Annotated in this window: 21 protein-coding genes; 14 read left to right on the top strand and 7 right to left on the bottom strand. The window is 73.1% G+C overall.

What is annotated here, in order from left to right; genetic code table 11:
- Positions 1 to 29 precede the first annotated feature (29 nt).
- Entirely contained in the window at positions 30 to 218 is a 189-nt protein-coding gene (locus AB0946_RS13150; RefSeq protein ID WP_366760641.1) for a hypothetical protein, read from the bottom strand.
- 130 nt (positions 219 to 348) lie between these two features.
- On the opposite strand from AB0946_RS13150, the gene AB0946_RS13145 reads away from it, so the two are divergent.
- From AB0946_RS13145 to AB0946_RS13115, 7 genes are all read left to right on the top strand, one after another.
- Positions 349 to 1227, top strand: coding sequence for a winged helix-turn-helix domain-containing protein (locus tag AB0946_RS13145; protein WP_366760640.1), 879 nt, complete (start codon positions 349 to 351; stop codon positions 1225 to 1227).
- An 86-nt stretch (positions 1228 to 1313) separates the two neighbouring features.
- A complete protein-coding gene (locus tag AB0946_RS13140; RefSeq protein ID WP_366760708.1) occupies positions 1314 to 1970 on the top strand; it encodes an HAD-IA family hydrolase in 657 nt (218 codons plus the stop codon).
- 339 nt (positions 1971 to 2309) lie between these two features.
- The gene (locus AB0946_RS13135) at positions 2310 to 3263 is read left to right on the top strand and encodes a winged helix-turn-helix domain-containing protein (RefSeq protein WP_366760639.1); all 954 of its coding nucleotides are present in this window, start codon (positions 2310 to 2312) and stop codon (positions 3261 to 3263) included.
- A gap of 190 nt (positions 3264 to 3453) precedes the next feature.
- Entirely contained in the window at positions 3454 to 5712 is a 2259-nt protein-coding gene (locus tag AB0946_RS13130) for an aminoglycoside phosphotransferase family protein (RefSeq protein WP_366760638.1), read from the top strand.
- Between the two features lie 10 nt (positions 5713 to 5722).
- Positions 5723 to 6343 carry a TetR family transcriptional regulator gene (locus AB0946_RS13125; protein WP_366760637.1) on the top strand — a complete coding sequence of 207 codons (621 nt, stop codon included), beginning with the start codon at positions 5723 to 5725 and terminating at the stop codon, positions 6341 to 6343.
- Positions 6344 to 6393: 50 nt separating this feature from the next.
- Positions 6394 to 8424, top strand: a complete 2031-nt coding sequence (locus tag AB0946_RS13120; protein ID WP_366760636.1) for an AAA family ATPase — start codon at positions 6394 to 6396, stop codon at positions 8422 to 8424.
- 50 nt (positions 8425 to 8474) lie between these two features.
- Positions 8475 to 8948 (top strand): HAD domain-containing protein, encoded by a 474-nt coding sequence (locus tag AB0946_RS13115; protein WP_366760635.1) that lies wholly within the window; start codon positions 8475 to 8477, stop codon positions 8946 to 8948.
- Between the two features lie 15 nt (positions 8949 to 8963).
- On the opposite strand, the gene AB0946_RS13110 is transcribed toward AB0946_RS13115, so the two are convergent.
- Positions 8964 to 11333, bottom strand: a complete 2370-nt coding sequence (locus AB0946_RS13110) for an excinuclease ABC subunit UvrA (protein ID WP_366760634.1) — start codon at positions 11331 to 11333, stop codon at positions 8964 to 8966.
- A 171-nt stretch (positions 11334 to 11504) separates the two neighbouring features.
- Here AB0946_RS13110 and AB0946_RS13105 point away from each other — a divergent pair, with 171 nt between their 5' ends.
- The 3 genes from AB0946_RS13105 (at position 11505) to AB0946_RS13095 (ending at position 13146) form a co-directional block, all read left to right on the top strand.
- Positions 11505 to 11993, top strand: a complete 489-nt coding sequence (locus tag AB0946_RS13105) for a helix-turn-helix transcriptional regulator (RefSeq protein WP_171155071.1) — start codon at positions 11505 to 11507, stop codon at positions 11991 to 11993.
- An 81-nt stretch (positions 11994 to 12074) separates the two neighbouring features.
- The gene (locus tag AB0946_RS13100) at positions 12075 to 12689 is read left to right on the top strand and encodes a hypothetical protein (RefSeq protein WP_366760633.1); all 615 of its coding nucleotides are present in this window, start codon (positions 12075 to 12077) and stop codon (positions 12687 to 12689) included.
- A gap of 109 nt (positions 12690 to 12798) precedes the next feature.
- Positions 12799 to 13146 (top strand): DUF2516 family protein, encoded by a 348-nt coding sequence (locus AB0946_RS13095; protein WP_366760632.1) that lies wholly within the window; start codon positions 12799 to 12801, stop codon positions 13144 to 13146.
- 85 nt (positions 13147 to 13231) lie between these two features.
- On the opposite strand, the gene AB0946_RS13090 is transcribed toward AB0946_RS13095, so the two are convergent.
- The 3 genes from AB0946_RS13090 to AB0946_RS13080 all read right to left on the bottom strand — a co-directional run bounded on the left by AB0946_RS13090 (position 13232) and on the right by AB0946_RS13080 (position 17087).
- Positions 13232 to 14533: a fused response regulator/phosphatase gene (locus AB0946_RS13090; protein WP_366760631.1), complete on the bottom strand. Its 1302-nt coding sequence runs from the start codon at positions 14531 to 14533 to the stop codon at positions 13232 to 13234.
- A gap of 291 nt (positions 14534 to 14824) precedes the next feature.
- Positions 14825 to 15928, bottom strand: coding sequence for an NlpC/P60 family protein (locus tag AB0946_RS13085; RefSeq protein WP_366760630.1), 1104 nt, complete (start codon positions 15926 to 15928; stop codon positions 14825 to 14827).
- A 346-nt stretch (positions 15929 to 16274) separates the two neighbouring features.
- Positions 16275 to 17087, bottom strand: coding sequence for a class I SAM-dependent methyltransferase (locus AB0946_RS13080; RefSeq protein WP_366760629.1), 813 nt, complete (start codon positions 17085 to 17087; stop codon positions 16275 to 16277).
- A gap of 247 nt (positions 17088 to 17334) precedes the next feature.
- Between AB0946_RS13080 and mshA the strand changes: the two genes are divergently transcribed.
- The 3 genes from mshA (at position 17335) to AB0946_RS13065 (ending at position 20996) form a co-directional block, all read left to right on the top strand.
- Positions 17335 to 18729 (top strand): D-inositol-3-phosphate glycosyltransferase, encoded by a 1395-nt coding sequence (gene mshA, locus AB0946_RS13075; protein ID WP_366760627.1) that lies wholly within the window; start codon positions 17335 to 17337, stop codon positions 18727 to 18729.
- Positions 18722 to 19222: a YbjN domain-containing protein gene (locus AB0946_RS13070; RefSeq protein ID WP_366760626.1), complete on the top strand. Its 501-nt coding sequence runs from the start codon at positions 18722 to 18724 to the stop codon at positions 19220 to 19222. The genes mshA and AB0946_RS13070 overlap by 8 nt, the downstream gene beginning before the upstream one ends.
- A 124-nt stretch (positions 19223 to 19346) precedes the next feature.
- A complete protein-coding gene (locus AB0946_RS13065) occupies positions 19347 to 20996 on the top strand; it encodes a glycosyl hydrolase family 28-related protein (protein ID WP_366760625.1) in 1650 nt (549 codons plus the stop codon).
- Here AB0946_RS13065 and AB0946_RS13060 read toward each other — a convergent pair.
- Positions 20975 to 21772, bottom strand: coding sequence for an AraC family transcriptional regulator (locus AB0946_RS13060; protein WP_366760624.1), 798 nt, complete (start codon positions 21770 to 21772; stop codon positions 20975 to 20977). The genes AB0946_RS13065 and AB0946_RS13060 overlap by 22 nt on opposite strands.
- On the opposite strand from AB0946_RS13060, the gene AB0946_RS13055 reads away from it, so the two are divergent.
- A complete protein-coding gene (locus AB0946_RS13055) occupies positions 21771 to 22247 on the top strand; it encodes a DUF2000 domain-containing protein (RefSeq protein ID WP_366760623.1) in 477 nt (158 codons plus the stop codon). The genes AB0946_RS13060 and AB0946_RS13055 overlap by 2 nt on opposite strands.
- A gap of 17 nt (positions 22248 to 22264) precedes the next feature.
- Here AB0946_RS13055 and AB0946_RS13050 read toward each other — a convergent pair whose 3' ends face one another.
- Positions 22265 to 22738 carry a carboxymuconolactone decarboxylase family protein gene (locus AB0946_RS13050; protein WP_366760622.1) on the bottom strand — a complete coding sequence of 158 codons (474 nt, stop codon included), beginning with the start codon at positions 22736 to 22738 and terminating at the stop codon, positions 22265 to 22267.
- Between the last annotated feature and the right edge of the window lie 145 nt (positions 22739 to 22883).

The raw sequence follows: 22883 nt of genomic DNA, 5'->3' as shown, positions 1-22883 counted from the left end.
CTGGACGCCCTGGGCCGGCCCGGCCGGCGTCACAGCGCGGGACCGGCCAGCAGGACCGCCAGCAGGACCGCGCCGGCCGAGCTGACGGCCGGGCTGTTGGCCTTGACGCCGACGGTGAGCAGGAGCAGGCCGACGAGGCCCGCGGCGCCGAACCGCCACTGGACGAGCTGCTCGAAGCCGACCACGAAGAGGGCGGAGAGGAGCGCGAGGACAGGCATGGACGTTCCCCCTTTCGGTCTGCCAACTTGACCAAGTTGGCAGCCAACTCTGATTAAGTTGTCCCCACTTGGTCCCTATCCGCAAACAACTTTCCAACAACTGCCCGTAGACGGTTCAGGGTTGTAGCGTTTGGTCGTGACCCAGGAGAACGTGGCAGTGAATGGCAGCGGGCGGCTCACGCCCCAGCAGATCGCCGACACCCTGCGCCAACGCATCCGGACCGGTGCCCTCCGTGTCGGCGAGCGGCTGCCCACCCAGGCCGAACTGGCCGAGGAGTTCGGCGTGGAGCGCGGCACCGTACGCCAGGCGCTGCGCGTGCTCCAGGAGGCCGGACTGCTCAGCAACGTCAGCAAGGGCAGCCCGCCCCGGGTCGCCGAACCGGTCCCCGCGCGCGAGGAACCGCAGCCGACCATGGTGGCCCTCGCGCCCCGGCTGACCGATGCCTTCGCCGCGCCGCACGTGCGCATCGACGCCGTCTGCCTGACCGCGCAGAGCCTGATCCCCGCCCTCGGCGAACCGCTGCGCCTGATCCACGACGGCCGGCTGCGGCCGGAGCGGATCGACGTGCGCATCCTGCTGCCGTCCCGGGACATCAACCTGGCCTTCCCGGTATCGGTCGACGCCGGCAGCGACGACGACGCCGTCCACCAGCGGTGGCTGGCGATGCGCAACGCCCAGGGGCAGGTGCTCCAGTACAACCTCCAGGCCCTGCGCGGCACCCACGACATCGACGTCCACGTCGCCTTCCGGGCGTTGCCGTTCACCCCGCCGGCGAAGTTGTACCTGCTCAACGGCGCGGAGGCGCTGTACGCGTACTACATGGTCACCCGCCGCGAGGAGCCCACCGAGAGCGGGACGCTGGAGATGTACGACACCCTCGGCTCGGAGTCCCTGCTCTTCTCCTTCGAGAAGCGGACCGGGCGCCGGGACGCCGCGTTCGTGGAACAGTCCCAGAAGTGGTTCGACGCCCTCTGGGAAACCATCACCACGGACCTGACACTCTCCTAGTGACCACAGAGACAACGACTGACACGACGACCGGTACGGCGGCCGGCACGGCCACACAGCCCTGGGAACTGCTGCGCCGCGCCCGGGTGGTTCTCTGGGACTTCGACGGGCCCATCTGCCGCCTGTTCGCCGGGCACAAGGCGGAGCGGGTGGCGGCCGGGCTGGTGGAGTGGCTGGCCGGCCGCGGGCTGCACGGCCTGCTCGACGACGCCGAGCGCGAGGCGATGGACCCGCACGGGGTGCTGCGCGCCGTGGACCGCCGGCACCCCGGCAGCGACCTCGTCGCCGAACTGGAGGCTCGTCTCACCAAGGAGGAACTGCGGGCCGCCGCGTCCGCGCTGCCCACCGCCTACGCCGACCCGCTGATCCGCACCTGGACCGCGGTCGGCTCCCGCCTGGCCATCACCACGAACAACTCCCCCCGGGTGGTCACCGCCTACCTCGACACCCGGGGCCTCACGGCCTGCTTCAGCCCCCACATCTACGGCCGCACCACCGACCTGCACCTGCTCAAGCCCGACCCGCACTGTCTGAACCGGGCCCTGAGCGCGATGGGCGCCGCCCCCTCGGACGCCCTGATGATCGGTGACTCTCCCTCCGACCTGACCGCCGCGCGCGACGCCGGCGTGCCGTTCCTCGGCTACGCGCGTAACGAACAGAAGGGGAAGCTTTTGCGGGAGGCCGGAGCCGAGTGCGTCGTCGGGTCGCTGGAACCCCTGCTGCTGGCGCTGCGCCGCCGGTGACCGCGGCCCGCGCCGGGCCCGGGAGCCCGGCCGCCCGCCGGCGCCGTGCCCGCCCGCGGACCCAGGCGGTGAGGGGCGTCAGCAGGCCGGCGCCCCAGAAGGCCAGTTGGACCAGGTCGTCTATCCGCACGTCCATCCCGAGCACATGGACCGTCAAGGCCGCCACCCCCGTACACCGCCGCTGATCAGTCAACCGCTCAGGTCCTGCCTGTTGACTGGTGAAGTTGACTGCTTGTTGCTGCATTCCCTGTCAACTAGATCCAGTAACAAGCAGGTTGACTTGACTGGTTGACTGGTCGCCGGTGTTTGCCGCGGGCCCGCCAGAGGTACGTACCGGCTGTGACGGGCAGGACGGGCAGGACGGGCAGGACGGGCAGGACGGGCAGGAAGGACGACGAGGCCGGCGGCAAGGCGTTCCGCCGGGTCTCCGACGAGCTGCGGGTGCGGATCGCCGACGGCGGTTACCCGCTGGGCACCGAGCTGCCCTCGCAGAACGCGCTCGCGCAGGAGTTCGGGGTCTCGCGGTTCACCGTGCAGCGGGTGCTGACGGAGCTGGGCAACGAGGGCTGGATCGAGTCGCAGCAGGGCAAGCGCTCACGGGTCGTCAGGAACCAGCGCATCCACTCGGCCGCGCCCCGGGCCAGCCGGTCCCGGCACCCGATGACCCTGGGTCCGCTGATCGCCGAGGCGTTCGAGCGCGACGAGGTGACGCTGGACATCTACACCCTGACCTCCGAGAGCCTCGACACCCACATCCACGCGCAGGCCGAGCGCATCCGGGCCCGCATCATCGCGCCGGAGCGCATCGCCCTGCGCATGGTGCTCCCGTCCCCGTCCATCATCGAGCTGCTGCCCTACCCGCGGGGCAAGGATCCCGCGGACGACGCCCGGCTGCTGGACCGGCTGCGCGGCATCACCGGACGGCACACCGCATCGCTGCACAAGGTCCTCGGCGAACTGCGCACCGAGAAGCTGGTCGAGTCGGTGGAGTACGAGTTCCGGCACGTCTCTCTCGCCCCGTCGTTCAAGCTGTACGTCATCAACGGCGAGGAGGTGCTGCACGGCACCTACACGCCGGTGGAGCGCCCGGTGATGCTGGAGACGGGTGAGGAGATCGACGCCGTCGACGTCCTCGGCCTCGGCGCCACGCTCACCCACCACGTCCGCGACGGCCGTCCCGACTCGCCGGGCACCACCTTCGTGGACAAGATGACGGGCTGGTTCGAGGGAGTCTGGACGTTGCTCACCGACGAGGCCCGTGCCCATGCGATAGCATCCGCGCACGCGGGCTGAGCGACCGTTCGGATCCCTGCGCGAGGGCCGGCGGACGAGCCGGCCCCGGACGACCCCGCACAGGTGAGTGGCCGACCACCGTTGGGCTACTCGGCTGGGCGCCCGGTCGTGCCGGTCGCCAAGCGGACTTACCGTTTCCCCAGCCTTCCCCTTTTCGTGTTCTCGCGCGATCGAACCTCCGGAGCGGCCAGTGGGCGCACCTCCCGTCCCCCTCGACACGACCGGGGGCCGCGCCGACGGAGCCCGCAGCCAGGCCGTCCTGCGGACGTTCCTGGAGTACGCCGCCGCCGAGGGTGCGGCCAGCGGCGGCTTCCACAACCAGAACTACGTGGTCCCGCTGTCCGAACCGGTGGCCCGGCTGCTCGGCCGGGAGCCGGGCGTCCCCGTGACCGTGCGGGTGCGGCGCAAGGGCGCGCTGCCGGTGGTGATCCGCACCTGGCAGAACGAGTCGGCGATCCTGCGGGCCGTCAACGGCGTGCTGCCCAACGTGCCCGAATGCCTCGCCGAGGGCGACGGCTTCGCCATCCACAGCTATGTGGACGGCGTACCGCTGTCCAGCGTGTGCGGGGACGGCAAGCCGGTCGACGGCCTGCTGATAAGAGCGCTGGCGGGGCTGCTCGCCGAGACGGCCCAGGTGCGCAGCAGCGCCACGCTGCCGCCGCTGCCGTCGCTGTGGCCGCGCAACTACACCGACAGCCAGGGCTTCCTCCAGGCCCTCGCCCGCATGGCCGACCTCCAGATCCGGCAGCCCAACTGGAGCGCGTTCGGCGGTCTGTTCGCCGCCCTCGGCATCCCGGAGGACGCGCTGGTGCGGCTGGCCGAACGGGTTCCGGCCATGGCACGCCGGCCGTACAGCCTGCTCCACGCCGATCTGCACCGCGACAACGTGATCATGTCGTACGGCGGTGATCCGCCCCTGATCTGCGTGGACTGGGAGCTGGCGAGCTACGGCGACCCGCTGCACGACCTCGCCACCCACCTGGTCCGGATGCGCTACCCGGACCACCAGGAGAAGGAGGTCGTCGACGCCTGGGCGCACGCCGTGCAGGCGGTGCGCCCCGCCGCCGTCAACGGGGTGGCCAGGGACCTGCCCCATTACCTCGCCTTCGAGCGGGCCCAGTCGGTGTACCCCGACGTGATGAGGGCGGCGCGGTCCCTCCAGGACTCCTTCGACCAGAAGAGCCTGGACGAGGCGACGGCCCGCGTGCACCGCGCCCTGGAGCTGGCCGCCGAGCCGCTGCGCCTGGGCCAGGTGCCCCGGGAGCGGGAGATCGAGGGCATCCTCTACCGCTGGCGGGCCGCGGCGAGCGACGCGGTGTGGCGTGGCGGCGCGGGGCGCGGCGGGCGGGTCGCCCGGGCCATCGACTGGAAGCCGGACGGGCGCGTCCCGGAGCACCCCGACTTCCCCCGCCCGGCCGTCGGGGACGCCCTGCTCCTGGAGGGCGCGGCCCCGGCCGAGCGGGTGTTCAAGGGCACGGTGCACCTCAACACGGTGGTGTGGGCTCCCGGCACCGGCTTCCCCGTCATCGTGCGGCGCAGGGTGGCGGACGCCCGCCGGCTCGAACGCAGCTTCCTCAGCGAGCACGCGGTGCTGCGGGCGATCGAGCAGTCCGGGGCGGCGGTGGCCGCGCCCAGGATCCTGGCGCTGGGGGAGAGCCACTGCGGCAACCGGGCGTACTCCGGGGACCGCTTCGCGATCCACACCTACGAGGGTCCGCGCGATCCCGGCCGCAAGCCCGCCCACCCGGTCCACGGGCTCCTTCCGCAGGAGGCGGACGGACTCGTGGACCAGCTGGCCGCGCTCACCGAGGTCGACCACGCCCAGCTCGACCCCGTCGCCGTCCGTCTGGACTTCTACGACTGGCTCAGCGACCAGCTCGTCCTGCTCGTCGCCGGCCTGCCCCAGGAGTCGCAGCAGCTGGCCCGCTTCCTCGGGCTGCCCGGCGCGCCCCGGCTGCGCGAGATCCTCGGCCGGCACCGGCTCACCCGCCGCACCCCGGCCCTGCTGCACGGCGACCTCAACCCCTGGAACCTGGTGCGCCGGGACGACGGCCTGGCGCTGACCCTGATCGACTGGGAGATGGCACTGGTCGGGGACCCGCTCTACGACCTGGTCCGGCACATGCACCTGACTCCCACCCGGCCGGAGATCCGGGACCGCATGTTCCGCCGCTGGGAGAGCCGCCTGCCACGGGAGTGCACCCGGAACTGGCGTCAGGACTGGCGGGTGTACCGGTGGATCGAGACCGTCCGCTCGGCGTACGTGGACCTGGACCGGCTGGTCACCGGGGCGAGCAGGGAGGCGCCCAACGTCCGCCGGGCGCTGGACTCGTACGCGATGACCCTGGCGGCGGCCACCGCGTCGCTGGGCCTGACCATCCCGCCCCGTTCCAACCCCTACCTGACCCGCGCCCTGGGCCTGCGGACCGGTCCGGACAGCCCTGCGTAGGCTCGCCCCCATGGGTGAGATGGGTCTGCGCGAGCGCAAGAAGCAGCGGATGTACCAGGACGTGTCGGACATCGCCGTAGGGCTGTTCCTGGAGCGGGGCTTCGACGCGGTGTCCGTGGCGGAGGTCGCCGCCGCGGCCGGGATCTCCAAGCCGACCCTCTTCCGGTACTTCCCGGCCAAGGAGGACCTGGTCCTGCACCGGATCGCGGACCACGAGACGGAGGCCGCGGGGGTGGTCGCCGGGGCGGCCGACCCGGTGGACGCGCTGCGCCGGCACTTCCTCGCCGGCCTGGAGCGGCGCGACCCGGTCACCGGGCTGAACGACCACCCCGGCGTGCTCGCCTTCCACCGTCTGCTCTACGGCACCCCGTCCCTGGTGGCGCGCGCGTACGCCCACCAGGAGCGGTCGGAGGCCGCGCTCGCCGAGGCGCTCGGGGGCGATCTGGACGCACGGCTGGCCGCCGCGCAGATGATCGCCGTGCAGCGCGTCCTCGCCCTGGAGAACTGGCGGCGGATCGCGGCGGGGGAGCCGCTGGCGGAGGTGGCGCAGGACGCGGTGGAGGCGGCGGAGCGGGCGTTCCGGCGGCTGGCCGAGGGGCTGCCGGGGCTGCGGGGCCGGGACCTGTCGTGAGACTCGGTTAAAAATGTAACTCGGTAACGTTATGGCGGTACGCTGGCGCCATGACGTCACTCGACCCCGCCCTCACGGACGCCCTGCACACCGAGCGCGCCTACCACGACGCCTGCCGTACGGCCCTCGCCGCGATGGTCGAGGGCGCCGCCGAACAGGTCGTCATCGGGGAGGACGTCTCCGCCTCGGGAGCCGACGCCGAGGTCCTCGGCCGCCGGCTGCGCAGCCAGGCCAAGGCCCTGCGCGAACTCCCGCCCGGCCCGCTGTTCTTCGGGCGGCTCGACTTCGCCGACGGCGCCCCCGGACACGGCGGGCAGAGCTACCACGTCGGCCGGGTCCGCATCACCGAGGACCCGGCCGCCCCTCCGCTCGTCGTCGACTGGCGGGCCCCCGTCTCCCGCGCCTTCTACCAGGCGAGCGCCCGCGAACCGCAGGGCGTGGCGGTCCGGCGCCGGTTCGGCTGGGCGCCCGGCAGCCGCGGCGACTCCGCCGACCTCACCGGCCTGGAGGACGAGCACCTGGGCCGGGGCGAGTCCCGCACCAGCGACATGGTGGCCCGCGAGATCGAACGGCCCCGCGTCGGCCCCATGCGGGACATCGCCGCGACCATCCAGCCCGAGCAGGACGACCTCGTCCGCGCCGCCCTCACCGAATCCGTCTGCGTGCAGGGCGCCCCCGGCACCGGCAAGACCGCCGTCGGCCTGCACCGCGCCGCGTACCTGCTCTACACCCACCCCAAGCGGCTCCAGCGCTCCGGCCTGCTGATCCTCGGCCCCAACCGCACCTTCCTCACCTACATCGCCGAGGTGCTGCCCTCCCTCGGCGAGACCGGCGTCCGCCAGTCCACCCTGCTGGAGGAGATCGCCCGCCACCCGGTCACCGGCACCGACCCGCTGAGGACCGCGGCGGTCAAGCACGATCCGCGCATGGCCGAGGTGCTGCGCCGGGCGCTGTACGCGCGCGTCACCACCGGCGCCGCCACCGACCTGGAGGTACCCGACGGCTCCTACCGCTGGCGCGTCCGAGCCGCCGAACTCGCCGCCCTGGTCGCCCAGGTGCGCGCCGAGGAACCGCCGTACGCCGTCGGACGGGAGCGGGTGCGCACCCGGGTGGTGCGGATGCTGCGCGACCGGGCCGAACGGCGTTCCGGGGTGCTGCCCGCCTCCTGGGTGCGCCGCGTCGAGCGCTGCCGGCCGCTGACCGAGCACCTCGACGCCGTGTGGCCGAAGGTCAGGCCCGAGGAGGTCCTCGCCGGACTCCTCACCGGCGGCGAGGCGCTGGCCCGTGCGGCGGACGGCCTGCTCGACCCGGACGAGCAGGCGGCACTGCCGTGGTCCCGGCCGCCACGCTCGTACAAGTCGGCCCGCTGGTCGGCCGCCGACCTGGTCCTGCTCGACGAACTCGCCGGGCTCGTCGAACACCCCGAGGGCTACGGCCACCTCGTCGTGGACGAGGCGCAGGACCTGTCGCCGATGGAGTGCCGCGCCATCGCCCGCCGGGCCGCTTTCGGCTCCCTGACCGTCCTCGGCGACCTCGCCCAGGGCACCACCCCGTGGGCCGCCCGCGACTGGTCCGTCCAGTTGCGCCACCTCGGCCGGCCGGACGCGGCCGTGATCCCGCTGACCACCGGGTTCCGGGTGCCGGCGGCCGTCCTGGCGCTCGCCAACCGGCTGCTCGCCCGCCTCGACGTCGCCGTGCCCGCCGCCACCTCCCTGCGCACCGACGGGGAACTGACCCTGCGGCCCACCGGGGACCTGCTCGCCACCACCGTGGCCGCCGTACGCGACGCCCTCGCCCGGGAGGGTTCGGTCGGCGTGGTCACGGCCGACGCGGACACCGGCCGGGTGCGGGCGGCGCTCGACCGGGCCGGCCTCGCCCCGGCCGGACCCGACACGCCCGGCGCCCGGCTGACCGTCGTCCCCGCGAGCGTGGTCAAGGGCCTGGAGTACGACCACGTCGTCGCCGTGGAACCGGCGGCCGTGGCCGAGGCGGAGGAACGCGGCGCCCACCGGCTGTACGTGGTGCTCACCCGGGCGGTGTCCCGGCTGGACGTCGTCCACAGCCGGCCGCTGCCGTTCTGACCGGGCCGGCCCCTGGACGGCCGGTGCCACGGGGACGAACCTGAAGGGTGATGCTGCTCTTCCTCGACGTCGACGGCCCGCTCATCCCCTTCGGGGCGGCGGACCACGCCTACCCGCTGTACGACGGCCCGCCGGTGCCGGTGCACCACCCGCTGCTGCCACGCGTCGATCCCGCGCTCGGCCCCCGGCTGACGGCGCTGGGCTGCGAGCTGGTGTGGGCCACGACGTGGACGGACGACGCCAACGACTGCCTCGCGCCGTGGCTGGGCCTGCCGCCGCTGCCGGTCGTGCGGTGGCCGGACGTGGACGAGCGGCCCGCCTCCCGGCACTGGAAGACCCGGCCGCTGGCCCGCTGGGCGGCGGGCCGGCCTTTCGTCTGGGTGGACGACGAGATCACCGGGGCCGACCGCGCCTGGCTCGCCGCCCACCACCCGGCCCCGGCCCTGCCGTACCGCGTCGACCACCGGTACGGCCTGACGGAGGCCGACTTCACCGCGCTGGAGCAGTGGCTGGAGACCCACTGAGGCGGCGTGCGCGCCTCACGCGCCCACGTACTCCGCCAGGTGCTCGCCGGTGACCGTGGAGCGGGCCGCGACCAGGTCCGCGGGGGTGCCCTCGAAGACGACCCGGCCGCCGTCGTGACCGGCGCCGGGGCCGAGGTCGATGATCCAGTCGGCGTGCGCCATGACCGCCTGGTGGTGCTCGATGACGATCACCGACTTGCCGGCGTCGACCAGCCGGTCGAGCAGGCCCAGCAACTGCTCCACGTCGGCGAGGTGGAGCCCGGTGGTCGGCTCGTCCAGGACGTAGACCCCGCCCTTCTCCGCCATGTGCGTGGCCAGCTTCAGCCGCTGCCGCTCGCCGCCGGACAGGGTGGTGAGCGGCTGGCCCAGGGTCAGGTAGCCGAGGCCGACGTCGGCCATGTTCCGCAGGACGCGGTGGGCGGCCGGGGTGCGGGCCTCGCCGTCGCCGAAGAACTCCTCGGCCTCGGTCACCGGCATCGCCAGCACCTCGCTGATGTCCCGCCCGCCCAGGCGGTACTCCAGCACCGAGGCGTCGAACCGCTTGCCCTCGCAGTCCTCGCAGGTGGTGGCCACCCCGGCCATCATCGCCAGGTCGGTGTAGACGACCCCGGCGCCGTTGCACGACGGGCAGGCGCCCTCGGAGTTGGCGCTGAACAGCGCCGGCTTCACCCCGTTGGCCTTGGCGAACGCCTTGCGGATGGGCTCCAGCAGACCGGTGTACGTCGCCGGGTTGCTGCGCCGCGAGCCACGGATCGGCGCCTGGTCCACCGTCACCACACCCTCGCGGGCCGGGATCGACCCGTGCACGAGCGAGCTCTTGCCGGAACCGGCGACCCCGGTGACGACCGTGAGCACGCCGAGCGGGATGTCGACGTCCACGTTCCGCAGGTTGTGGGTGGTGGCGCCGCGGATCTCCAGGGCCCCGGTCGGCCTGCGCACCGTCTTCTTCAGCGCCGCCCGGTCGTCCAGGTGCCGCCCGGTGAGCGTGCCGCTCGCCCGCAGCCCGGCGACGGAGCCCTCGAAGCAGACGGTGCCGCCCGCCGTGCCGGCGCCCGGACCGAGGTCCACCACGTGGTCGGCGATCGCGATGACCTCCGGCTTGTGCTCCACCACCAGCACCGTGTTGCCCTTGTCGCGCAGCCGCAGCAGCAGGTCGTTCATCCGCCGGATGTCATGCGGGTGCAGTCCGGTGGTCGGCTCGTCGAAGACGTACGTGACGTCGGTCAGCGAGGAGCCGAGGTGGCGGATCATCTTCGTCCGCTGCGCCTCGCCGCCGGAGAGCGTGCCCGCGGGCCGGTCCAGGGAGAGGTAGCCGAGGCCGATCTCCACGAACGAGTCCAGCGTCCCGCCCAGCGCGGTCAGCAGCGGCGCGACGGACGGCTCGTCCAGGCCGCGCACCCACGCGGCCAGATCGCTGATCTGCATCGCGCAGGCGTCGGCGATGCTCATCCCCTTGATCTTCGAGGACCGGGCCGCCTCGCTGAGCCGGGTGCCGCCGCAGTCGGGGCAGGTGGTGAAGGTGACCGCCCGGTCCACGAACTCCCGGATGTGCGGCTGCATCGCCTCCCGGTCCTTGGCGAGCATCGACTTCTGGATGCGCGGCACCAGGCCCTCGTAGGTCATGTTGATGCCCGCGATCTTCATCCGGACCGGCTCGCGGTACAGGAAGTCGTCCAGCTGCCGCCGGCTGAACGTGCGGATCGGCTTGTCCGGGGCGAAGAGGCCCGACTCGGCGTAGAGACGGTGGTTCCAGCCGCCGGGCTTGTAGCCGGGGATGGTGAGCGCGCCCTCGCTGAGCGACTTGTCCTCGTCGTAGAGCTGGGACAGGTCGATGTCCGTGACCGCGCCCCGGCCCTCGCAGCGCGGGCACATGCCGCCGGTGATGCTGAACGCGCGGCGCTCCTTCACCGTCTTCCCGCCGCGCTCCACGGTGACCGCGCCCGCCCCGCTGATCGAGGCCACGTTGAAGGAGAACGCCTTGGGCGAACCGATGTGCGGGGTGCCGAGCCGGCTGAACAGGATGCGCAGCATCGCGTGGGCGTCGGTCGCGGTGCCGACCGTGGAGCGCGGGTCGGCGCCCATCCGCTGCTGGTCGACGATGATCGCGGTGGTCAGCCCGTCGAGCACGTCGACCTCGGGCCGCGCCAGCGTGGGCATGAAGCCCTGGACGAACGCGCTGTACGTCTCGTTGATCAGCCGTTGCGACTCGGCGGCGATGGTGTCGAACACCAGCGAGCTCTTGCCCGAGCCGGAGACCCCGGTGAACACCGTGAGCCGGCGCTTGGGGATCTCGACGCTCACGTCCTTGAGGTTGTTCTCACGTGCCCCGTGCACACGGATCAGGTCATGACTGTCGGCGGCGTGCTGTGCGATGGCGTCGTCCATGCCGGCCACCGTAGCGGCGGCCGGCCGGGAGGCGCTTCTCCATTCCTGACGCTTTCCGTCCGGGCCCGCGGGCGCGGCCGGCACCCCTGCCTCCGGTCCGAACCGGTGACACGACACACTCTTGCAAGCGGGTGCTTGCAATTGTTAGCGAGGGTGGGGCAAGGTGGAGGCATGGCATCGCTGAACGTCGGCAACCTCGGTGAGTACCTGCGCGAACAGCGGCGGAACGCCCAGCTGTCGCTGCGGCAGCTCGCCGACGCCGCCGGGGTGTCCAATCCGTACCTGAGCCAGATCGAGCGCGGGCTGCGCAAGCCCAGCGCGGAGGTGCTCCAGCAGGTCGCCAAGGCCCTGCGCATCTCCGCCGAGACGCTGTACGTCCGCGCCGGCATCCTCGACGCCGAACGGGACCGGGACGAGGTCGAGACGCGCGCCGTCATCCTCGCCGACCCCACGCTCAACGAGCGGCAGAAGCAGGTGCTGCTCCAGATCTACGAGTCGTTCCGCAAGGAGAACGGCTTCGGGATCGGCGAGCGCGCCGAGGAGGACGGCCCCGGGGACGGGCCCGTGGACCAGGGGACCGGCGGCGGCAGCCCTGCGGCCGGCTCGGGCGATGCCACCGGAAGTGACACGGACGCCGGCCCGCGGCGGACGGCCGGCTGACGCCGGACCAGGGCTCCGGACGCCCGCCGTGGACCACACCCACCCAGCCGAACGCGAATCCGATCCGGGAGGACCCTCACCATGGCCATCACCGACGACCTGCGCAAGACCCTCAGCGACCCGACCCCGTTCTACTTCGCCGCCGGCACCGCCGACCTGGCGCTCCAGCAGGCCAAGAAGGTGCCGGCCCTGGTCGACCAGCTGCGCGCCGAGGCCCCGGCGCGCATCGAGGCCGTGCGCAACACCGACCCGAAGGCCGTGCAGGAGAAGGCCGCCGCCCGCGCCAAGGAGGCGCAGGAGACCCTTCAGGCCAAGGTCACCGAGTTCATCGGGACCATCGACGTCGACCTCAAGAAGCTCGGCGAGACCGCCCAGGACCTCGCCCTGCGCAGCGTCGGCGTCGCCGCCGAGTACGCCGTCAAGGCCCGCGAGACCTACGAGCGGGTCGCCGAGCACGGCGAGCAGGCCGTGAAGACCTGGCGCGGCGAGGCGGCCGAGGAGATCGAGGAACTGGCGATCGCGGTCGAGGGCAAGGCCGAGCCGGTCGAGGTCAAGGACGACCAGCCGAAGCCGGCCGAGGCGACGGCCGACCCGGTCGCGGACAAGAAGCCGGCGGCGAAGAAGGCCCCGGCCCCCCGCAAGACCACCGCCACCCCGACCACCACGGCGAAGAGGACGATCCCGCCGGCCAAGTGACCATGGCCGACGAGACGGGTCCGGGCCGGGCACCTTTGGGGTGTCCGGCCCGTTCTATGGGTACGGTGGCGGCGTAGCAGGGATCGGTCATCAACGGGCGGTGGGCAGCATGCTGATGTTGGGCTTCGCGGGTTTCATGGGCATCTTGAAGATCATTCTGATGGCCCTGGCCGCGTTCGGGCTGTTCGACGCCGCGTTCCGGCGCGAGGACGCCTTCCGTGCCGCCGACAAGCAGAACAAGGTCTTCTGGCTGATCATCCTCGCCATCGCCCTCGTGGTCAGCTACCTGTTCTCGATCCTGTCCATCCTCCCCATCGCCGGCGCGGTGGCGAGCATCGTCTACCTCGTCGACGTCCGCCCCGCCCTCCAGCAGGTGGGCGGCGGCCGCGGGTGGGGCCGCCGCCGGGGCGGAAGCAGCAGCGACGGCCCGTACGGCCCGTACAACGGCGGTCGCTGACGGCGCCCCGCCGCGGGGCTCGCCGGGTGCGTGCGGGCCGGCCCCCGGCCGCACGGCGCGGAGCCGCCGGACGGCGGGGCCGCGCCTACCGCGTCCGGTCCAGCAGCACCACCGCGACGTCGTCGGTCAGCTCGCCCCCGTTGAGGTCACGCACCTCGCTCACCGCGGCCCGCAGCAGCTCCTCGCCCCGCAGACCCTCGGACAGCTGCCGGCGGATCATCTCCAGCATGCCCTCCTGACCGAGCCGCTCCCCGCCCTCACCGACCCGGCCCTCGATCAGCCCGTCGGTGTAGAGCATCAGGCTCCACTCGGCACCCAGCTCCACCTGCATCCGCGGCCAGCGGGCGCCGGGCAGCAGCCCCAGGGCCGGGCCGTTGTTCTCGTAGGGGAGCAGCCGCGCCGGCCGGCCCGGGCGGGCGACCAGCGGGGCCGGATGGCCGGCCAGGCACAGACCCGCCCGCCGTCCGTCGGGTGCGATGTCCACCGTGCACAGCGTCGCGAAGATCTCCTCGTCGGCGCGCTCGTGCTCCAGCACCTGCTGCAACGTGTTCAGCAGCTCGTCCCCGCACAGCCCGGCCAGGGTCAGCGCCCGCCAGGCGATGCGCAGCTCCACGCCGAGCGCGGCCTCGTCCGGGCCGTGCCCGCACACGTCGCCGATCATGGCGTGCACGGTGCCGTCGGGGGTGCGGACGGCGTCGTAGAAGTCACCGCCGAGCAGCGCCCGGGACCGGCCGGGACGGTAGCGCGCGGCGAACCGCAGCGAGGAGCCCTCCAGCAGCGGAGTCGGCAGCAGGCCGCGCTCCAGCCGGCGGTTCTCCTGCGCGCGCATCTTGCCCTCGGCGAGCCGCCGCTCGGCCGTGTCGGACCGCTTCCGCTCCACCGCGTAGCGGATGGCGCGGCTGAGCAGCCGGCCGTCCAGCTCGTCCCGGAAGAGGTAGTCCTGGGCGCCCACGCGCACGGCCTCGGCGCCGCGCTCGGCATCGCCGGAGGCGGTCAGCGCGAGCACGGCGTGCCGGGGCGCGAGCCGGAGGACGTGCCGGAGCACGGCCAGCTCGTCGTCGCTGCCACTGCCGCCGGGCGCCGGGAGCGCCAGGTCCAGCAGGATGCAGTGGACGTCGTCGGTGAGCAGCCGCTCGGCCTCGGTGAGGTTGCGGGCGGTGCGGACGCGGATCGGCTTGCCGGCCGGGTCCAGCAGGTCGGGCACGATCGGCGAGCCGGCCGGATCGTCCTCGATCAGCAGCAGGGTGAGAGTGGCGCCGGTGCCGTTCACGGCCGTGGCGTCGCGGTGGGCCTCTTCCTTGAGGGGGCCGCCGGCTGCGCGGGCGGGCTGCGCCTGACCACTCTCCACGGCCGGGATCGCTCTCTGCCGCGGTACGGGTACGGGCATTGTCCTGGGTTCCTTCCCTCCCCCCGAGGGCACGGCGGCGTCGAGGGTCTCGACCCACCGACCGGGACCATAGCGGCTGGGACCGCCCCGACGGAATGGTGTGAGCCGCGTCGCTCCGCTGCCCGCCACCGTCATATGCCGCTTTCCGTACCGCAGTTGGACACGCCGACGACTGGCAGGGGATGACGAAGCTCACGTCCTGGGGGAGTTTGGGGGGGATCGGGCGTGCGACGGGTCACATGACGTGCGTCACCGGGGACATGACCCGCACCGCACCACGCGCGCGGCCGGTCACGCGTCCGGTCGCACGACCCCGAGGATCGGCATCGATCCGGCGCCCGTGATCGTCACCGTCCGCCCGGGGCGCGGCGCGTGGATGATCGAGCCCTCGCCGATGTACATCCCGACATGGCTGGCGTCGTCGAAGTAGACGACGAGGTCACCGGGCCGCATGTCCTTCACCGGGACGTGCTTGAGCTGCTTCCACTGCTCCTGCGAGGTGCGCGGGACGGGGTGGCCGGCCGCCGCCCAGGCCTGGGAGGTCAGGCCCGAGCAGTCGAAGGAGTCCGGGCCCTCGGCGCCCCACACGTACGGTTTGCCGAGCTGCCGGGTGGCGTACCGCACGGCCTTCTCGCCCTGTGCGGAGGCCTTTCCGTGGACGTCCCCGAGGGCGCCGGTGCCGAGCCAGGCGGTCTGCGCCCTGGCCGCGGCCTCCCGCTCCAGCTCGGCGAGCCGCTCCTTCTCCTTCTCCTCCAGCCGGGACTGGAGCTTCTCGGCCGCGTCGATCTGCTTCTCGATCTTCTTCCTGGCGGCGTCCTTCGCCTTGCGGTTCGCCTCCAGCTCCTTCCAGCGGGCGGAGGCGTCGTCGGCGTAACTCTGCAACTCCTGCTGGGTGCGGGCCTTTTCCGCCATCAGCTTCTTCGCCGCCTGCTGCCCCTGGAGCACCCGTCCGGCGCCGTCCAGGAACTGGCCCGGGTCGTCGCTGAGCAGGAACCGGGCGGTGTCGGACAGGCCACCCGTGCGGTACTGGTCGCGGGCGGCGGCGCCCGCCCGGTCCTTGAGCTCCTCCAGTTTCCGCCGGCCGTCGACGATCTTCTTCGCCAGCGCCGCGATCTCGGCGGACTGCTTCTCCGCCTTCTCCTCCGCGGCGTTGTACGCGTCGGTGGCCACCGCCGCGTCGTGGTAGAGCTTGTCGAGCTTCGCGCGGACCTCTTCGAGATCCTTGCCGGGCGCGGGGGTCGCGGCCGGTCCGGGGGTCGCCGTGGGGGCGGGGGTTCCCGACGGGGTGCGGGAGGGCTCGGGCGCGGCGAACGCCGTGCCGGGCGCCGACAGGACGGTCACCGCGCAGATCACGGTCAGGGCGGCCGTGAGCAGGCCGCGCTTGCCCGGTCCCATACCTCTTCCCCCCAACTGATTTACCGTCAGTAACTTACGGGCGTCTGAGGGATCGTGCCACGGCCGCGCGCAAAGCGACAGAGGCCGTCGGAAACCGGAATTCCCCCGCTCATCGCCGGATACGACGATCTCCTCGCCGGTGTGACGAACGGCGCACGGAGATCGTTCCGTTCCCGGCTCCACGAACGGGTGATTCCGACGTGGGGTCAGGTACGGGATGACGTCGCCGGGTTCAGGGCGCGGGGGTGAGCCGGGGGGTGTTGCCGCGGGGCGTCGGAGGGCCGGGCCCGCGCCCGGTGCGCGGGGCCCCAGCCCGGAACGTCGCCGTCGGACCCGGCGCGCGGAGTCAGAGTCGGGGTGCCAACGCGGCCCAGGCGAGCGTCACTTCGCCCTGTCGCCAGCGGGCCGGGGTGTCGGTGACGGGCCAGTCGGCGCTCAGGTCCCGCACCGTGCGCAGCCAGCGCTGCCGGGCGCCGTAGGAGGCGTAGGGCGCGGCGGCGGCCCAGGCGCGGTCGAAGTCGCGCAGGAAGGCGTGCACCGGCTCGCCCGGGACGTTGCGGTGGATCAGCGCCTTCGGCAGGCGCTCGGCGAGGTCGGAGGGGCGGTCCAGGGAGCCCAGCCGGGTGGCGAAGGTGACCGTGCGCGGACCCTCCGGGCCGAGCGCCACCCATACGTGCCGCCGCCCGATCTCGTCGCACGTCCCCTCGACCAGCAGCCCGCCGCGCGAGCCGCCGGCCGCCGGGGCGAGCCGGGCGCACAGCCGCTCCCACACCGCCGCGACCTCGCCCTCGTCGTACTGGCGCAGCACGTTGGCGGCCCGGATCAGCACCGGTCGCCCGGGGACCGGGACCTCGAAGCCGCCGTGCCGGAAGGTCAGCCCCTCCCGCTCGTACGGCCGGGCCGCCGCCACCCGCTCCGGTTCGATCTCCACACCGACGACACGCGTGCGGGGCGCTGCCGCGCGGAGCCGGGTCAGCAGCTCGACGGCGGTCCAGGGGGCGGCGCCGTATCCCAGGTCGATCGCCACCGGGTCGCCCGCGCGGCGCAGCTCGGCCCCGTGCGTGGCCGCGATCCAGCGGTCCATGCGGCGGAGCCGGTTGGGGTTGGTGGTCCCGCGTGTCACCGCTCCGACGGGCCGGGTGGCTGTGCGGGCTGTCATGGGTACGAGGGTAAGCGCGCCGGGGCCCGCGGGGACGCGGGGCTGTGCCGGTGCGCGGCCCTCCGCGACGCCCTCCGGGGCCCGCTGCCGCCGACGTCGACCGCGTTCGAACGGTTGATCGACCACGGGTAATGATTCGGCAAAGCCGTCTGAGGGGGAAATGGCCGGGCACCCGTTCGCTGTTGGACCAGGCTGGAGGGCGAGCCGGGCCCTCGCCAGGCATGCCCGCGACAAGGAGGAACGCCAGGTGAGCCAGTACGTCAGCAGGCTCGGGCGACGCTCCCCGTCGGCCGGCACGCGCCTGCGGCTGTACCGCAGGCCCCGCCGGGTCGCCATGCTCTCCGTGCACACCTCCCCGCTCCACCAGCCCGGCACCGGAGACGCGGGCGGCATGAACGTCTACATCGTGGAGCTGGCCCAGCGGCTGGCCGCGATCAACATCGAGGTCGAGATCTTCACCCGGGCCACGGCCGGCGGCCTGCCCCCCACCGTCGAACTGGCCCCCGGCGTCCTCGTCCGGCACGTCGACGCGGGCCCTTACGAGGGCCTGGCCAAGGAGGACCTCCCGGCCCAGCTGTGCGCCTTCACCCACGGCGTCATGCAGGCCTGGGCCGGTCACCGCCCCGGCCACTACGACCTCGTCCACTCCCACTACTGGCTCTCCGGCCACGTCGGCTGGCTCGCCGCCCAGCGCTGGGGCGTGCCCCTGGTGCACGCCATGCACACCATGGCCAAGGTCAAGAACGCCAACCTGGCCGAAGGCGACACCCCCGAGCCGCCCGCCCGGGTCATCGGGGAGACCCAGATCGTGGCCGCCGCCGACCGGCTGATCGCCAACACGGCGGAGGAGGCCGGCGAGCTGGTCCAGCACTACGCCGCCGACCCCGCCAAGGTCGCCGTCGTCCACCCCGGTGTGAACCTGGACCGCTTCCGCCCCTTCCCGCAGGGCGGCGCGTGGGACGGCGGTGCAGCGAAGGACGGCTCGTCCGCCGCGGCCGAGGCCCGCGCCGCCGCCCGGGCCCGTCTCGGTCTCCCGCGGGACGCCGTGATCCCGCTCTTCGCGGGCCGCATACAGCCCCTGAAGGCGCCGGACGTCCTGCTGCGCGCCGTGGCCGTACTGCTGGACGAGCGCCCCGAGCTGCGCTCCCGCATCCTCGTCCCGGTCGTCGGCGGCCCCAGCGGCAGTGGGCTCGCCAAGCCGGAGGGGCTCCAGAAGCTCGCGGCCCGGCTGGGCATCGCGGACGTCGTACGGTTCCGCCCGCCGGTCTGCCAGGAGCAGCTGGTGGACTGGTTCCGGGCCGCGTCCGTCCTGGTCATGCCGTCGTACAGCGAGTCCTTCGGGCTGGTCGCCATCGAGGCGCAGGCGTCCGGGACGCCGGTGCTCGCGGCCGCGGTCGGCGGGCTGCCGGTGGCCGTGCGGGACGGCGAGACCGGCTTCCTCGTCGAGGGCCACGACCCGGCCGACTACGCGCGCGTGCTGGCCCGGTTCGCCGACGAGCCGGGCCTCTCGGCGCGCATGGGCCGGGCCGCCGCCCGGCACGCCCAGTCCTTCGGCTGGGACGCGGCCGCCGCCGCCACCGCCGACGTCTACACGGCCGCGACCCAGTCCCACCGCCGTCGCGTACGCTCCCACCATGGGTGATGTCGAGAAGGCCGGACAGGTCCTGGAGAGCGTCTTCCAGGACGCGGAGCTGGAGTGGGAGAGCCCCGAGCCCGGGAACTACGTGGTCAAACTCCCCGGCACGCGCAAGCTGTCCACCACGGTGTCCTTCCTCGCCGGCCGCCACTCCCTCTCGCTCAACGCCTTCGTCATCCGCCACCCCGACGAGAACGAGGCGGGCGTCCACCGCTGGCTGCTGGAGCGCAACCTCAAGCTGTACGGCGTGAGTTACGCCGTGGACCACCTCGGCGACGTCTACGTCACCGCCCGGCTGCCGCTCGCCGCCGTCACCCCGGACGGGGTGGACCGGCTCCTCGGCCAGGTCCTCGAAGCGGCCGACGGCGCCTTCAACACCCTGCTGGAGCTGGGCTTCGCCTCCTCGATCCGCAAGGAGTACGCCTGGCGCGTGGCGCGCGGCGAGTCCACGCGCAACCTGGAGGCGTTCATGCACCTGATCGACCGTCCGGCGGACTGACGTCTCGCTTTTCTTTCGCACGACCCCTTTCCCGCCCGCCGGGCTCAGTGGCATGCTCACCGCCAACGCATTCCTGAACGTCATTCATGTGCATGAACAAGGGAAGTTGAAGGGGCGGGTGGACATGAGCAACGCGCACCTCACCAGACGGACCCTGCTCGCCGGCGCCACCGCGGTGGCCCTGGGCGCCGCGACCGGCACCGCGCGGGCCGCCGAACCCCCCGGCCTCTGGCGGGAGTTCACCCGCACCCCGCTCACCCACCCGCAGATCCCGTACGTCGGCCGGGCGGGCTGCCGGGCCGGAGCGAGCCGCTTCCCCCGTTACCGGGTCGTCGCCGACGTCACCGCGTACGGCGCCGTGCCCGACGGCACCACGGACTGCGCCCCCGCGATCAACCGTGCCATCGCCGCCGCCGGAAGGGCCGGCGGTGGCACGGTCACCATCCCGCCCGGCACCTACCGCATCGACGACGTCATCCGCCTCGGCGAGTCCGGCGTCGTGCTGCGCGGCGCCGGCAGCGGCCGTACGACCCTGTACGCGACGAAGAACCTCACCGAACTGATCGGCGTCTACGGCTCCCGTTACGGCGGCGACAAGTCCTCCTGGTCCTGGGCGGGCGGTCTCGTCTGGCTGGCGCCGAGGGCCCGTTGGGAATCCCTGACCGCCGCCATCAGGGACCGGGCCTGGCCCTTCGAGGGCTGGACCGGCAACAGGCGGGACGAGTGGACGACCCTCACCACCGTCGCCCCGGCGAAACGCGGCTCGTGGACGGTCACGGTCGCCGACCCCTCCGCCCTCCGCCCCGGCCGGCTCGTCCTGCTCCGCCTCGCCGACGACTCCGCCCACACCCTCCTGCGGCACATGGCGGGCGACGGCCCCGGCCCGGCGGCGTACGTCTGGGACGACAAGACGAAGCTGACCTCGTACGTCCCCTACGAATGGCCCGTCCGCGTCCGCCGCGTCCACGGCCGGCGCGTCACCCTGGAACGCCCCCTGCCCCTCGACATCCGCCCGGAGTGGGACCCGCGCCTGACCACGCACGTGCCGGAACTGACCGGCTCGGGCGTCGAGGGCCTGACCCTGGAAGCGGTGCAGACCCCGCAGTCCCCCCACCTCCTCGACAAGGGCTACAACGGCGTCGTCCTCCAGTGCGCCTACGACTGCTGGGTGGACGACGTCACGGTCCGCCACGTCGACAACGGCTTCGGCCTGGTCGCCGCCTCCGCCTGCACCCTGCGCCGCACCCGGGTCGCCGGCCGTGGCTCGCACCACCCGTACTTCTGCCGCGAGGGCTCCCACGACAACCTGATCGAGGACTTCACCATCGAGGAGCGCACGGTCCCCGCGCCCGCGAACACCCAACTGCACGGCATCAACGTCGAAGGACTCTCCTCCCACAACGTCTGGTCGCGCGGCGACATGCGGATGGGCACCTTCGACAGCCACCGCGGCCTGCCCTTCGCCAACGTCCGCACCGACATCACCGTGAACAACAACGGCCGCCACGGCGGGGACGCCAGCGCCGGCCCGCTCTTCGGCGCCCGCTTCACCCACTGGAACATCCGGGTCACCAACGGCCGCGCCGGCCTCGTGAAGATCGACGGGCTCGCCCCGTACTCCGCCACCGTCGGCATCAACGAGGTCCGCGAGTTCGACCAGACCGACGTCCCCGACTTCACCGGCGACCTGCACTCCCGGCTGGAGCTGTACGGCACCACGGACGCCGTGCGCCCGCGCAACCTGTACGAGGCTCAGCGCGCCCTGCTCCGGTAACGCCCCGGTGTCACCCCGACCAGCTTCTTGAAGTGCCGGGTGAGATGGGCCTGGTCGTAGAACCCGGCGACCGGGGCCACCTCGCCCGGCGGCACCCCGTCCAGCAGCAGCCGCCGGGCCCGCCCGACCCGCCGTGACATCAGGTACTGGTGCGGGGCGATGCCGTACGCGCCGCTGAACGCCCGGATGAGGTGCGCCGGATGGGCGTGCAGCAACCGGCCGGCCTCCTCCAGCGAGAGCCCCTCGACGACCCGCGCGTCCAGCAACTCCCGCAGCCGGCGGGCGAGAACGGGACTCAGGTGCCGTTCCCCGGCCGCGTGCCGCCGCAGCCGGAGCCGCAGCTGCTCAGCGACGAGTGCCAGCCTGCTCTCCGCCTCCAGCTCGTCGCCGGGTCGTGCGAGGGCGGCGTGCAACTGCCCGACGCGCAGCCGCAGCACGGGGTCCCGGAGGTCGGGGGAGTCCACGGCGGGCCCGATGAACTCCTCCCCGAGCCGGCTGCTGTCCAGATAGAGGACCCGCTTGCGGAACCCCCCGGGCGTGGCCGGCGACCCGTTGTGCGGCACGTGCGGCGGCAGCAGCGACACGGTGTCGAGCGGGGTGCCGTGCTCATGCCGGTCGAGGTCGTACCGTACGGCCCCGTCGTCCACGATGAGCAGCGTCCAGGCGTCGTGGACGTGCATCGGATAGGCGTACTCGGTGAAGCGGGCGTGGAAGACCTCGGTGACGCCCGGCACCCGGGGACGCCACGCGCTGACGAGTTCCTGCCCGGCGGCCATGCAAAAAACGTACAAGACGCGACCGGGACCCGGCCGCGAGTCTCAGTCCATGAACACTGAACCCATCCGTTTCGACACGAAGATCGCCGTGCTGCTGCGCGAGGACCTGGAACCCTGGCAGCGCCTGAACGTGACCGCGTTCCTGGTCAGCGGCCTCGGCCCGACCCTCCCCGAGGTGGTCGGCGACCCGTACGAGGACGCGGACGGGGTGCCGTACCTGCCGATGTTCCGCCAGCCGGTGCTGGTCTTCGAGGGCACCAAGGAGACCCTGAAGGCGGCGCACGGCAGGGCGCTGACCCGTGCCCTGCCGTGCGCGGTGTTCACGGCGGACCTGTTCACCACGGGCAACGACCGCGACAACCGCGCGGCCGTCCGCGCCGTCCCGACCGCCGAGCTGGACCTGGTGGGCCTGGCGGTGTACGGCCCGAGGAACGGGGTGGACAAGGTCCTGAAGGGCGCGCGCATGCACCCGTGAGACCGCTCCCCGGTGCTTCAGGCGAACATGCCGGGAACGTAGTCGCCGGCGGGCTGGCGGGCGACGACGTTGAGGCGGTTGTAGGCGTTGATCACGGCGATGAGGATGACCAGGGCGGCGAGCTGCTCCTCGTCGTGGTGCTCGGCGGCGTTCGCCCAGACCTCGTCCGGCACCCCGCCGGCCCCGTCGGCGATCCGGGTTCCCTGCTCCACCAGCTCCAGCGCGGCCCGCTCGGCGTCGGTGAAGACGGTGGCCTCCCGCCAGGCCGCGACCAGGTGCAGCCGGGTCGGGGTCTCCCCGGCCTCCAGGGCCTCCTTGGTGTGCATGTCGAGGCAGAACCCGCACCCGTTGATCTGGCTGGCGCGGATCTTCACCAGCTCCTGCGTGGCGGCGGGCAGCGAGGACTCCGTGATCGCCTTGCCGGCCGCGGCGAAGTGCTTGAACACCTTGCCGGCGACGGGACTGGCGAAGAGGTCGAGCCGAGCGTCCATGGTGTGCTCCTGGGTGGATGGCGACTGCTTGCACCTCACTGACGGAGGGAAGGCCGGGCATGTGACGTGCCCGCGTGTGACCCGCGTCACCTCCCCTGCTGCATTGGCACCACGTCCGTCACCGGGACGTGGGACGGGCGCGCTC

This window comes from Streptomyces sp. NPDC046870, from assembly GCF_040704595.1.
Lineage (GTDB): Bacteria > Actinomycetota > Actinomycetes > Streptomycetales > Streptomycetaceae > Streptomyces > Streptomyces argyrophylli.
This window is presented reverse-complemented; position numbering and strand designations above follow the sequence as displayed.